The organism is Alteromonas sp. S015 (genome assembly GCF_036864485.1).
Taxonomy (GTDB): Bacteria; Pseudomonadota; Gammaproteobacteria; order Enterobacterales; family Alteromonadaceae; genus Alteromonas.
In genome coordinates, this window is record NZ_JAZETO010000001.1 from 243,102 (window position 1) to 255,696 (window position 12,595).

12 protein-coding genes are annotated in these 12,595 nt (G+C 44.8%); 8 read left to right on the forward strand and 4 right to left on the reverse strand.

The window, feature by feature from the left end; translation table 11 throughout:
• The first annotated feature begins 15 nt into the window (after positions 1 to 15).
• The 4 genes from V7R42_RS01025 (at position 16) to V7R42_RS01040 (ending at position 4,470) form a co-directional block, all read left to right on the forward strand.
• Positions 16 to 1,158, forward strand: a complete 1,143-nt coding sequence (locus V7R42_RS01025) for a phosphotransferase (RefSeq protein WP_334018393.1) — start codon at positions 16 to 18, stop codon at positions 1,156 to 1,158.
• Between the two features lie 108 nt (positions 1,159 to 1,266).
• On the forward strand, positions 1,267 to 2,838 hold the full coding sequence (locus V7R42_RS01030; RefSeq protein ID WP_334018394.1) for a sensor histidine kinase: 1,572 nt from the start codon (positions 1,267 to 1,269) through the stop codon (positions 2,836 to 2,838).
• A 44-nt stretch (positions 2,839 to 2,882) separates the two neighbouring features.
• Positions 2,883 to 3,560, forward strand: a complete 678-nt coding sequence (locus tag V7R42_RS01035) for a response regulator transcription factor (protein ID WP_334018395.1) — start codon at positions 2,883 to 2,885, stop codon at positions 3,558 to 3,560.
• 82 nt (positions 3,561 to 3,642) lie between these two features.
• Positions 3,643 to 4,470: a haloacid dehalogenase type II gene (locus V7R42_RS01040; protein WP_334018396.1), complete on the forward strand. Its 828-nt coding sequence runs from the start codon at positions 3,643 to 3,645 to the stop codon at positions 4,468 to 4,470.
• A 111-nt stretch (positions 4,471 to 4,581) separates the two neighbouring features.
• On the opposite strand, the gene V7R42_RS01045 is transcribed toward V7R42_RS01040, so the two are convergent.
• Positions 4,582 to 5,046 carry a GNAT family N-acetyltransferase gene (locus tag V7R42_RS01045; RefSeq protein ID WP_334018397.1) on the reverse strand — a complete coding sequence of 155 codons (465 nt, stop codon included), beginning with the start codon at positions 5,044 to 5,046 and terminating at the stop codon, positions 4,582 to 4,584.
• A 321-nt stretch (positions 5,047 to 5,367) separates the two neighbouring features.
• Positions 5,368 to 6,273 (reverse strand): LysR family transcriptional regulator, encoded by a 906-nt coding sequence (locus V7R42_RS01050; protein ID WP_334018398.1) that lies wholly within the window; start codon positions 6,271 to 6,273, stop codon positions 5,368 to 5,370.
• A gap of 138 nt (positions 6,274 to 6,411) precedes the next feature.
• On the opposite strand from V7R42_RS01050, the gene V7R42_RS01055 reads away from it, so the two are divergent.
• The 4 genes from V7R42_RS01055 to V7R42_RS01070 all read left to right on the forward strand — a co-directional run bounded on the left by V7R42_RS01055 (position 6,412) and on the right by V7R42_RS01070 (position 11,060).
• The gene (locus V7R42_RS01055) at positions 6,412 to 6,873 is read left to right on the forward strand and encodes a nuclear transport factor 2 family protein (RefSeq protein WP_334018399.1); all 462 of its coding nucleotides are present in this window, start codon (positions 6,412 to 6,414) and stop codon (positions 6,871 to 6,873) included.
• A gap of 55 nt (positions 6,874 to 6,928) precedes the next feature.
• The gene (locus V7R42_RS01060) at positions 6,929 to 7,588 is read left to right on the forward strand and encodes a glutathione S-transferase family protein (RefSeq protein ID WP_334018939.1); all 660 of its coding nucleotides are present in this window, start codon (positions 6,929 to 6,931) and stop codon (positions 7,586 to 7,588) included.
• Positions 7,589 to 7,597: 9 nt separating this feature from the next.
• Entirely contained in the window at positions 7,598 to 8,605 is a 1,008-nt protein-coding gene (locus V7R42_RS01065) for a pyridoxamine 5'-phosphate oxidase family protein (protein ID WP_334018400.1), read from the forward strand.
• A gap of 130 nt (positions 8,606 to 8,735) precedes the next feature.
• Positions 8,736 to 11,060: an FdhF/YdeP family oxidoreductase gene (locus V7R42_RS01070; protein WP_334018401.1), complete on the forward strand. Its 2,325-nt coding sequence runs from the start codon at positions 8,736 to 8,738 to the stop codon at positions 11,058 to 11,060.
• A gap of 60 nt (positions 11,061 to 11,120) precedes the next feature.
• On the opposite strand, the gene fdhD is transcribed toward V7R42_RS01070, so the two are convergent.
• Together fdhD and mobA are read right to left on the reverse strand one after the other, a co-directional pair.
• Positions 11,121 to 11,900, reverse strand: coding sequence for a formate dehydrogenase accessory sulfurtransferase FdhD (gene fdhD / locus V7R42_RS01075; RefSeq protein WP_334018402.1), 780 nt, complete (start codon positions 11,898 to 11,900; stop codon positions 11,121 to 11,123).
• A complete protein-coding gene (gene mobA / locus V7R42_RS01080) occupies positions 11,890 to 12,528 on the reverse strand; it encodes a molybdenum cofactor guanylyltransferase (protein ID WP_334018403.1) in 639 nt (212 codons plus the stop codon). Before mobA ends, fdhD begins: the two co-directional genes overlap by 11 nt.
• Positions 12,529 to 12,595 lie beyond the last annotated feature (67 nt).

Genomic DNA, 12,595 nt, shown 5'->3' on the forward strand with positions numbered 1-12,595 from the left:
CGAGTTAAAAGTGAAATGTCAGACACGATAAACCAACAATATATTGATTGGTTAAGCCAAGTATGTAACGTGCAGGTATCAGATGCACAACTTATCCAGCCTCTTTGGAGCGGCTACGGTGCTTGCTTTCGTGCCACTTTGCACTATTCAAGTAATGCTGTTTTAAAGCACTACGATGAGAGCAGTTCTTCCCAAGAAAGCCAGCATCACCAAGCTAAACAAAACCTACCTAGCACGCAACAAGGTGGAGACAAAACAGCGCTAAAAGTAGTCGTGAAATGCGCCACTCCGCCAAGCAAACTTTCGCACCCTAAAGGTTGGAATGGTGAGGCTAGCCACAACCGCAAGTGTCAATCTTTTAAGGTGGAGAACTGTTTTTATAGCAACCTCCAAAAGCAAACTGACGCCTCCTGTCGTACAGCTAGGTACCTAGGGCATAGTCAACAGGGTGAAGCCTCCCTTCTTGTTATGGAAGACTTGGCACACGGCGGCTACTCTCGCACCGCATCTTCGCTTACCGCTGCGCAATGCAATACCGTTCTAAAATGGCTCGCCAACTTTCATGCGCGTTTTCTGAATGTAAGAGATGAATTTAATAGCCGAAATATACAATTATGGACTGAGGGCACGTATTGGAACTTGGCAACCCGCGAAGACGAGTTCCACGCCATGTCGGATGGATTACTAAAGCAACATGCTGTCGCTATAGCTACCACATTAGGCGACGCTAACTATCACACTTTGGTCCACGGCGATGCTAAAGTGGCTAACTTTTGTTTTACTAACGATTTTTCAAACTGTGCAGCCGTCGACTTTCAGTATGTGGGTTATGGCGCAGGCATAAAGGACGTGGCGTACTTTTTGGGCAGTGCATTAACAACCGAAATTCATATGTCCCACCGGGACGCATTGCTTAATACCTACTTTCAAGCGCTCGAAGATGCGCTACACGTTCGACTGTCTAATAATGATAATTCAGCTTATTTCAAGCGTGCTGATATTGCGCTAATCATCGCTGAATGGAAGTACTTGTACCCCTTCGCCTGCGCTGATTTTTATCGGTTCTTAGCGGGGTGGAGCCCGGATCACTGGAAAATAGATGAAGAGCTTCGATATCAAACAGATATTGCCTTGTCTATGTTAGCGCGCAACGGCTAGCCGCTTATTACTTACTTCGCTCGCGCTTGCCGTTTTTAATCATTATGAAACTGCGCCATTACATAAAACTTAGCGTATATAGTTTGAAACAACCATAATGCCGTTGCCATGTACAAACGTAAGCTTTACCTGTTTGGGTTACTGTCCACATTTATCTTGTTAATTGCATTGGCCAGCGCAGCCATTTCGGCCCATTTAACACGTACAAACTTAGCCCAAGCGCAGCTCGCTCAATCACTGCTTTCAGAGCACCAACAGTTATCAAGCATTTCCTACCGACTTTTTAAGCAGCTAACCGACGAGCTTATTTTTGGTAAGAATGCGAACCAAGCGAAAGTACGAAATAAGCAACAACAAATAGAAAACTCGCTAAACCGAATAAAGTCGCTGGAACTTGACCAACGCGAAGCACTAGGGCTTGAGGCAACGCTAGGAAGTGTTGAAGATACCGATGAACTTGAAGCGCTTATACAAAGCATTGTAAAAGAGTTTAGAGCGATAGCCCTTAGTAACGACAGTACCCCACTTAACCAACAGCAGCGCCTTCAAACATTACTAGAAGTCACTATCGACAACCAGTTCAGGGAAGCCATCAACGCTGCCGTAAACCGGCAGACAGGCGTTGTATCGCGCATTAATGCCAGTATCAAAACGCTTAATACCAGTATTGTATGGTTTACTATAAGTTTAGGCCTTATCACCTGCCCTTTCATTTTACTCGGTTGCTATTGGCTATTTAATGCATTGTATCAGCCGCTTACAGTCATTCGCACGGGTACCGATGCCATAGCATCAGGTAACTACCACTATCGATTGCCTGAAACCTTAGATAGCGAATTCACTGACTTGGTAAAAGCGCTTAATTCCATGATTGCGCGATTACAGGAACACGAAGATCAAGCTGATGCCCATCGCAAGCACTTAGAGTTTGAAGTGGAGAGCCGAACCCGGGCGTTAAAGGAAGCCAACAATAAACTCACTCAGCTAGACGCAAAGCGCCGTCAATTCATGGCTGATGTAAGTCACGAATTGCGCACGCCGTTAACCATTATTCGTGGCGAAGCGCAGGTAACCCTCAGGCAAGCTGCGGCAAGCAACGAAATTTATAAAGAAACGCTAGAAACCATACTTGATCAAGCCGTGAACTTAAGTAAGTTAGTTGATGATTTACTGCTGCTAGCCCGTGCCGAGATGCACGAATTTACAGTAGATTTAGTTAAATCGGACTTACATGACCTGCTTACACAAAATATGGCGTTATGGCAAAAGCTCACAAAGCCAAGAGTTTTAAACCATGAATGGCTTGCCAAAAATGACGTACAAGTGCTCATCGACAAAGACAGAATTGCACAGGTATTGACCATCCTTATTGAAAACGCGCACAAATATTCTTTTCCGGATACGCCCATTGTGCTGCGCATTGAAAGCGAAGGCCTAAATATCAACGTATCGGTGATTGATAGCGGTGAAGGCATTTCTTCAAGTGATTTACAGCACGTCTTTGAACGCTTTGTTAGGCTGAAGCGCAAAGGCAATGGAATGGGGCTAGGTTTGTCCATCGCTAAAGCCATCGCAGAAGCCCACCACGGTACATTAAGTGCGCGCTCTACATTAGGTAAAGGCTCGCAGTTCACGTTGACGCTGCCAGTGTTAGAAGACCAAGCGATACCCTCAGATTGAAAACTAACGTTAAGTAACATCAAACGACTAGGATCATAACAACAATGAAAATTCTTATTGCTGATGACGAAGCCCCCTTACTGCGGTTTTTATCGCGAGGCTTAATTGCTGAAGGTTTTGAGTGTATCGAAGAGTCGGCTTTACACAATTTAGTCACGCGCATTCGCCATGAAAGTCCTGCTATTGTTGTTCTTGATCGCATGTTTGGATATGAAGATAGCGTAGAGCTTCTGCCCGCAATCAAGTCGCTTCCCCATGCCCCTATGATTTTGTTGCTAACCGCGGTGGACGAAGTACGTGAGCGCGTGAATGGTTTAAAACAAGGCGCGGATGACTACTTGTGCAAGCCATTTGACTTTGACGAACTACTTGCACGCATAACGGCCCTAAGCCGAAGAGTGACAAATACGCCGGTTACCCAATTAGGCCTCTCTATCGGACCACTAAACATCGATGACGAGTCACGCATTGCGACATTATCTGGGCAAGAGATTTCACTCACCAAACTAGAATACGACATGCTCTACTACTTCGCCGAAAATGCTGAAAAAGTGCTGTCTCGAGAACGCATATTAAGTCGAGTATGGCGAAGCCACAGCGATCCACTAACCAATGTTGTTGATGTGTATATCAGTAGGCTGCGACAAAAGCTTTATAGCAGTGATGCCATATTCATTGAAACTCTGAGAGGTAATGGCTATCGGTTGACCACCAGAAAATAGTCGTTTCGTCTCATTAGCTATTGCATTCGTGTGTTACCTCGCCTAACTTGAACACTCGTTCAAGATTTTAAAAAGGATAATTATGGCTCGCTCATCTTCTTCATTACTCTCAAGACTATGTTGCTCAACCGCTGTAGGCCTTAGCCTAGTGTCTTCACCTGTCTTCTCTCAGACAGACACCACTGAAGCAGTTCAGTCGGCTAAAACCATGGCAATGTCTACGAGCGAATTAAGAGCACCAAAAGTTATCTTTTTCGATGTTAATGAGACTTTACTTGACCTTACGGCCATGCGCAGCTCGGTAGGTGAAGCCTTGGGTGGTCGAGATGATTTATTGCCGCTGTGGTTTTCTACCATGCTGCATCATTCACTGGTCGATTCAACAACAGGTCGCTTCCATACCTTTGGAGAAATTGGCGTTGCCTCACTGCTTATGGTCGCTGAAATTGAAGGTATCGAATTAACCAAAGCGCAAGCCAAAACGGCAATTGTCAGACCATTGCAAAACCTTCCACCCCATCCTGACGTGCGCAATGGCTTGCAGGCACTTAAAGACAAAGGCTATAAACTTGTAAGCCTAACCAACTCGTCAAATCAAGGCGTATATACACAATTTAAGAATGCTGATCTCTTGTCTTATTTCGACGAACGACTTAGTGTCGAAGACATTAACCTCTACAAGCCCGATACACGAACATACGAGTGGGCTATTGAAAAAATGGGGATAACAGCAGAAGACGCTATGTTAGTGGCGGCACACGGCTGGGATATTGCTGGTGCTAAACAAGCTGGCTGGCAAGCCGCATTTATTGCACGCCCAGGCAAGGTACTTTATCCGTTAGCAATAGTGCCTGACACTGTAGTAAGCGGATTAGATGAATTAGTATCCCAATTACCCGATGCAATATAAGCGTCAGAGATGATGGTTTCTAGGTAGTATCAAGGTACACTCAAAAGCACAGCTTATCGGTTGGCACACATAAGCGAACTGGTATAAAATTATGCCAACCGATTTTTCGAGCTAGGCTTTTACCGTACCTGCTCTTTTCATATCGATGTGGGGAATCCCGTCTTCCAAGTACATAGTCGAAGTGGCTTCAAACCCAAAGCTTTCATAAAAGCCTTTTAAATATTCTTGCGCGCCAATTTCTATATCACAGCCAGGCCATAGCGCCTCGCAATGATCAAGGGCTTCACGCATAAGCGCTTTACCGGCCCCCTTCCCTCTGAACGCTTCGCTGGTAGCCACTCGTCCAATACTTACCGATGGATAACTTACCCCTTTGCCAAGCAACCGTGCACACGCCACCAATTTATTATCTTGAACTCCCATTAAATGGCGAGTTTCTGAATGACGGTCTTTTTCGTCAAGCTCCGGATAGGCACAGTTTTGCTCAACGACAAAAACATCGACACGCAGCTTGAGCAAGTCGAAGAGTTGGTGATTAGTCAGTTCATTAAATGTGAGTGATTGCCAAGAAACCATGTTGCCTCGATGAATTTTTCTTTTAACGTTTGAGCAGCGCCGCTAACGGGGTGGTTTAAAGATCGTGATTTAAGCTGCCAATTTCAAAATGCTAATTTTAGGATCTTTGCGACGATAACGGTTGGTTTAGTGCAACGCAAGTCAATTAACTTGTAATGTGCCGTGAAATGACGCTTTGAGCTTGCACTATTCAGATAACCTACCTGAACGCCAAACTCAAAGGCCATTGTTTTCTAAGTTAGTTAGGCATTACGGCGTTAGCTGAACTAAAAGTATAAGAATAGCAAAAACCTGATGTACACAGTGCATTGCTCTCCACCCTCAGATAGGGTTAAGATATTCGTCGTTCATTAACCCAGCCCTTACATAGTCGATGAACATTTTGACCTTAGTCAGGTTTTTACGCCCTTCAACACTTACCACCTGTATAGGCAGTTTTTTGTCTTCTACATCTTCTAACAGGCTCACCAACTCGCCACTTTTAAGTGCTTCAGCAACCTGATAGGACATCAGCCGAACAACGCCAACGCCTGCTATCGCGGCGTTAATTGCAGCTCTATTTTGGTTAGATTGAAAACGAGGCGTGAGCTTAATGGCAATAGGTCTGCCGTTTTTGTGATAAGTCCATACCGCTGGCTCATTAAAGCGCGTAGGATACAGCACGCTATGCTGTTTTAAATCTTCTGGTTTGTTAATGGCCGGATTACTTGCTAAATAGCTAGGAGCCGCACAGGTTACTCGCCTTACGTACCCCACTGTAACACCGTAAAGTGAGGAGTCTTTAGGGTTACCAATACGTATTGCTACATCAATATTGGTATCGATTAAATTTACCACATCGTCGTGAAAATGACCGTTAACTCTGATTTCGGGATAGTCCTTAAGGAATTGGGATATTATTGGTGTTACGTAACGTTCACCGAACAAAATAGGCGCCGTGATATTAAGCTCACCTTTGGGCACTAAGTCAATTCCGGACACAGCAGCTTCACTTTGTTCAATATCTGCCAATATGCGTGAAACGTGTATAAGGTAATGTTCACCAACCTCACTCAACTTCACTTGTCTTGTTGTGCGATGAAAAAGCCGAGTATTTAATTGTGCCTCTAAATGTGCAATACACCGAGTAATCGCGGGTGCTGACATTGACATAGCGTCTGCAGCACCTACAAAACTTCCCGACTTAGCAGCCGCCGCAAACACTCTCATACACAAAAGCTTGTCCATATTATTACACTTTATGAAATTATAAATTTCAAAAATATCCAATTATTAAACAAAAGGAAAGCTTTAGTATCGCTGTCAGCTTTTACAATTTTTATGGCTGTCGTTTTAAAGGCGGCCAAACATTAACAGGAGTTAGTTATGAGACCGCCGCTTCCCCCATTTTCACCTGAAACAGCAGCGCAAAAGGTGCGCCTTGCTGAAGACGCATGGAACACTAAAGATGCGCTAAAAGTTGCAGGTGCTTATACCTTTGACTGCCGTTGGCGCAACCGCGCAGAGTTCATTGACGGACGCGCTCAAATAGTGAGTTTTTTAACAATAAAGTGGAACAAAGAGCTCAATTATAAATTGGTGAAAGAGCTATGGGCGTTTAGTGAAAATCGCATAGCAGTGCGCTTTGCCTACGAGTACAAAGACGATTCCGGTCAATGGTATAGAGCTTACGGTAATGAAAATTGGCAGTTCAACTCTGAGGGTCTTATGGAAAAACGTATTGCCAGTATTAACGAACACCCTATCGCAGAGAGTGACCGAAAGTTCACTTGGGATGGAAACCGACGTCCAGACGACTTCCCCTCTCTTTCCGATCTTGAACTTTAAGCAATGTTAATAACACCAATCATTTAAACATTTTTACAGTGAGGAAAAATTTGTGATGAACCCAACAAGTAAAGTTATGCCTAAAAGCCGTATTACTTTGATTCAAAACCCTAAGTCTGGCCACTGTCATAAAGTTTCGCTATTTATGGCGCTTAACGCCATTCCCTACACAACCCTTGAACCTGATATGGCCAGTGGCGAGCACAAAAGTGAGCGCTTTAGTGTACTTAACGTGTTCAATCAAGTCCCTGTGATAACAGACGGCGATATCACTTTGGCTGACTCTAATGCCATTTTAATTTATTTGATCCACGCATACGCAGACAGTGACTATTGGCTAGGGAAGGACGCTAAAGAAAAAGCGCTTATTCAACGCTGGCTCTCTGTTTCAGCAGGTGAACTTGCTAAAGGGCCCGCCGCTGCCCGATTAGAATACGTATTTGGCACAACCATTCATGTTCCTACAGTTCTTGCCACCAGCGCTACATTGCTAGAAAACATGGAAGCGCATTTATCAAATTCGAAAAGTACTTTTTTAGTCGGTGATCACGTCACCGCTGCAGACATCGCTATGTATTCGTACATGGCTCACGCCCCTGAAGGTGGCATATCGCTGGATAACTACACTCACATTACTGAGTGGCTAAGGGCTATCGAAAGCTTAAACGGTTTTGTTCCCATGCCATCATCAGATATTGCCCCAGCTCGAAATTAAGAGGTCGTTATGTCATTACCTAGGCTATCGTCAAAAAACCCTGCGTTTCACCACGGTGAAATCGCTTTGCAAAAAACGCTGGGTATTGATAAGGAAATAGGCGAGCGAACCAATGGTTTTATCCGTAGCTACATGCCAGAGCAACACAGACAATTCTTTACTTCAAGTCCGTTCACTGTCTTAGCCTTGGTAGATGACGAAGGCTACCCTGTAGCCATGCCAATTTGGGGAGAGGATAACTTAATTGAAAGCCCCTCTCCCACTCAGCTAAGGTTTCACCTGCCCGATGAAGTCCTAAACATGATACAAAACGCATTGAACTTAGATATGATGGCAGGCAGCAAAATCGGCATAGTCGGGATTGAATATGCTACAAGGCGCAGAAATCGACTAAACGGTACGATAAGCCACGCAGCCGATGGGAACCTTTCAGTATTGGTAGATCAAAGTTTCGGAAACTGCCCTCAGTATATTCATAAACGAAACACGGCAAAAAAGCGATGGCTTGCCATAGATGGACAGTCAAAGAATAACTCGTCTGACAACGTCAATTTGATTACTACCATGACAGATACAATTAACGCTAGAGCACGCTTAATAATAGAAAGTGCCGAAACCTTTTTTATTGCTTCACGACATAGTTCTCTGAGCCTAGAGGCAAATGAAGGGTTGGATGTTTCTCACAGAGGGGGGAAAGCCGGCTTTATTAACGTGAAGGGAAATACGATAACCTTTCCTGACTTCAGCGGTAATAAGTTCTTCAATACTTTGGGTAACATCTTATTAGACCCTCGTGTAGGTATATTATTTTGGGATAATGAAACAGGTGACCTTCTCTTCGTCAAAGCAAAAGCTAAGGTCGAATCGACTGACTCTAAAGCCGCTATGTTTAAAGGCGCAGAGCGTTTTGTGTCCTTATCGGTAATATCGGTTACACACATTGCAGGAATATACCCGTACTCCCATGAAATAACAGACATGTCTCCCTATGCACTTCAGACTGGCGACTGGAAATAAGCGTTTAATTGATGAACCCTATAATTTAGTCGGCGTAATTAATTGGAACACCATTTAAAAATAGTTAAGGTGCTTTATTACTAGGTCTTGTATACATCAGCAAGCACCCGCGCAGGCAAAGGGGCAGAATATGAGTGATAAGCGTAACATCAAAACGTATAACAAACCCGCTGGCGGATGGGGGGCACTAAAAAGTGTAACCCAAAGCTGGATCCAAAGCGAAAAGCCGCTTAAAAATTTACGGGCCATGCTTAAGACGAACCAAGACAAAGGATTTGACTGCCCGGGTTGTGCGTGGGGTGAATCACCAGAAAGCGGTTTAGTAAAGTTTTGTGAAAACGGTGCTAAAGCGGTGAATTGGGAATCTACCGGCCGTTATGTCGACCCAGCGTTTTTCTCAAACCATTCAGTAAGTTCGCTAAAGAAGCACACTGACTATTGGTTAGAATCACAAGGTAGACTCACACACCCTATGCGCTTCAATGCTCAGACTGACCACTACGAGCCAGTATCATGGGACGATGCCTTTGCCCTTATCGCCAAACACTTGAATGGCCTGAATTCCCCTCATCAAGCGGAGTTTTACACCTCCGGGCGCGCGAGCAACGAAGCCGCCTATTTATATCAGTTATTCGTACGCGCATTTGGCACCAACAATTTTCCCGATTGTTCGAATATGTGCCACGAAGCGTCTGGCCAGGGGATGAAGCCAACTATAGGTGTGGGTAAAGGTACGGTCACATTTGACGATTTCGAAAAGGCCGACACCATATTCGTTATAGGTCAAAACCCAGGGACTAATCATCCTCGTATGCTAGAGCCTCTACGCGATGCTGTACGAAGGGGCGCTCAGGTAGTTTGCTTTAACCCGCTAAAAGAGCGCGGGTTAGAAAAGTTCCAGCACCCTCAACATCCCATAGAAATGCTAACTAATGGCTCAACCCCCACCAATACAGCCTATTTCAGGCCTGCTCTTGGTGGTGACATGGCGGTTATGCGCGGCATCGCTAAATGGTTACTAATCTGGGAACAAGAAGCCAAAGCGAACAATGCTCCTCCCGTATTCGACCACGACTTTATTAATGCACATACAAATGGTATGGACGACTATTTAAGTGAAGTTGAAGCGACGAGCTGGGAGCATATTGAAACGCAGAGCGGCTTATCAAAAGACGAAATACGTCACGCAGCAACCATGTACAAACGTGGAGAACGGGTTATCATGTGCTGGGCAATGGGAATTACACAGCACAAGCACTCTGTCGCTACGGTTCAGGAAATAGTAAACGTTCAGCTATTACGAGGAAACGTGGGTAAGCCTGGTGCAGGGCTTTCTCCGGTTCGGGGTCACAGCAATGTGCAGGGTGACAGAACCGTCGGTATTAACGAAGTGCCGCCTAAAGCCTTGCTCGATGCGCTAGAGAACAAGTTTAACTTCGCCGCACCTCGGGAAAGAGGTCACAATACGGTTCAAGCTATTCAGGCTATGGAAAGTGGTGATTCTAGAGTTTTCATCGGCTTGGGCGGTAATTTCGCTCAAGCGACGCCAGATACGCCGCGTACCCATGCCGCGCTGTCACAATGCGACTTAACGGTACATATTGCTACCAAGTTAAATCGCTCTCATCTCACTACAGGTAGAGACGCGCTTATTTTACCCTGCTTGGGGCGCACGGAAATCGACATGCAAACTAACGGTCAGCAAGGTGTAACCGTTGAAGATACGTTTTCAATGGTCCATATTTCTTATGGTCAACTTCCGCCAAGCTCGCCCGAACTTCGTTCTGAGCCCGCTATTATTGCCGGTATTGCTAAGGCAACGCTTGGCAACACGCCGGTAGACTGGGACTTCTTAATAAGCGACTACGACAATATTCGCGATCTCATTGCCGACACGATTGACGGTTTTAAAGGCTTTAATACCAAACTCAATCAACCAGGTGGTTTTCACTTAGGCAATGCGGCAAGTGAAAGACGCTGGTTAACACCATCGGGAAAGGCTGAGTTTGCCACTAATGCTCTGCCTGATTCACTGTTAAATGCAGACTTGGTTACAAGAGGTGAAAAACCAGATCTTATTTTACAGACATTGCGCTCACACGATCAGTACAACACAACCATTTATGGTATGGATGACCGTTACAGAAACGTGTTTGGCGCGCGTAACGTGCTGTTCGTCAATGAACGGGATATCGAGAAACTGGGGTTTAGCAATGGCGACAAAGTTGATATTACGTCAATGTGGAACGACGGCATAATACGCCAAGTTAAACAGTTTATGTTGGTGGCTTACGACATCCCACAAGGCCAAGCAGCAGCCTATTACCCCGAAACCAATCCACTGGTACCGCTAGAAAGCTATGGTGATGGCACGTTTACGCCAACGTCGAAATTTATCGCAATAAAACTTTCAAAATCTGAGTCTGATGGACGAATAGCGGTCTCTTCAGTCTGAGCTTATCCAATTTGGGCCCGATTACGGGGCCATTTAAAATCTCTTTAAGCTCTCGCCTTTCTAAAATTGTGGTGAATAAGCCCTTGGCGGATCATATTTAGGCACGTGGATAAGGGTAACACCATAGCGATTAGCCCATTTAACTGATAATGCAGTAGGTGCTGAAAGTGTTACTACCACGGGTAGCTTTGCTCTTATCGCTTTTTGTACTAGTTCTAAGCTACAGCGACTAGTTAGTACTACAAGGCAATCCTTCTGATAAAGTTTATTAGCCGCGATTGCCCCAATTAACTTATCAAATGCGTTATGTCTTCCTATATCTTCTCGGCACGCGAGTACATTGCGCTTAGCATCCACATAAAGCGCACCGTGCACGGCACCGCTCTGCTGTGCTAATGCTTGCGCATTAGATATAAGGCTTCGCAATCCTTCAAACCAGCTAACTTCTGGCAAAGGCGATGCTTCAACGGGCATTAATTGAGGCAAGGCGTTGTTCAACGCCTCTACACCGCAAAGTCCGCAGCCCGACGCTCCTGCCAATTGACGTTTGTTTTCCTTTAACTTCCAAAACGTCTGATTGGAAATTTCAACTTCGGCAATAATGTGTTCTTTGTGATGCGTTAATTCAATACCGTAAAGCTGACGGGGGTGTTCGATAATGTCGTTGCTCAAACTGAAGCCCACAATGAAATCTTCAATGTCGTTGGGGGTTATCAACATCACGGCATAATTAACACCGTTATAACTAATACTTAAAGCCACTTCTTCAGCAAGGGCAAACGTTTGACTATAGGGCTCAGCATCTAACACTAATGCGTGGTGTTCAATGTTACTTTTCATGTGGCCAATCACTTGGAGAATTAACATTTAGCCAATGAGCGTCGTCTTCATTTGACGTATTTTCAAGAAGCTTTTCGTTATCGCCTTCATCGGTACGCGGTGCGTTTTTAAGATCAATTTCATTAAGAGAAACAACACTAAGACTTTCCAAAAAACCTACAACGCGTCTTTTACCTTGCTCAACCAAATAGTGAGTTAAAATGGCTTTGGTATTCTGCGTAACAGGCAAATAAAAAGGCAAAAAGCGATTTTCCACATAACATGCCCGTTTAGCTTCCCGCCCCAATGAAACCAAATTTCTCAAAAGCTCTGGCGCCATTTGCGGCATATCAACGGGAAGAACAAGCAGTTCACAATGATTGTCGTTGTGAATATCAGATTTAGATAATACCTCTACTGCAGCGTGGACTCCGCTAAGCGGACCGGCATCTACAATTTTGTCATTCAAAAAGCCTGGCGCGTTGCGGCTAACTAACACTTCATCACAATTTGCAGCCTGTAAAAGTGACGAAGCGTTATCAATGAGAGTGCGGCCGTGATAACGCATTAGCGCTTTATCTTGCCCCATTCTGCGCGATTGACCGCCCGCAAGCACCAAACCGATGAGTGTTGTATTCACCTTACTCACAGCACACGCCTCCCTTTTTAATATTTCCTCACTTCCTTTAACAAATCAAAATATTGCTTAGCAATAA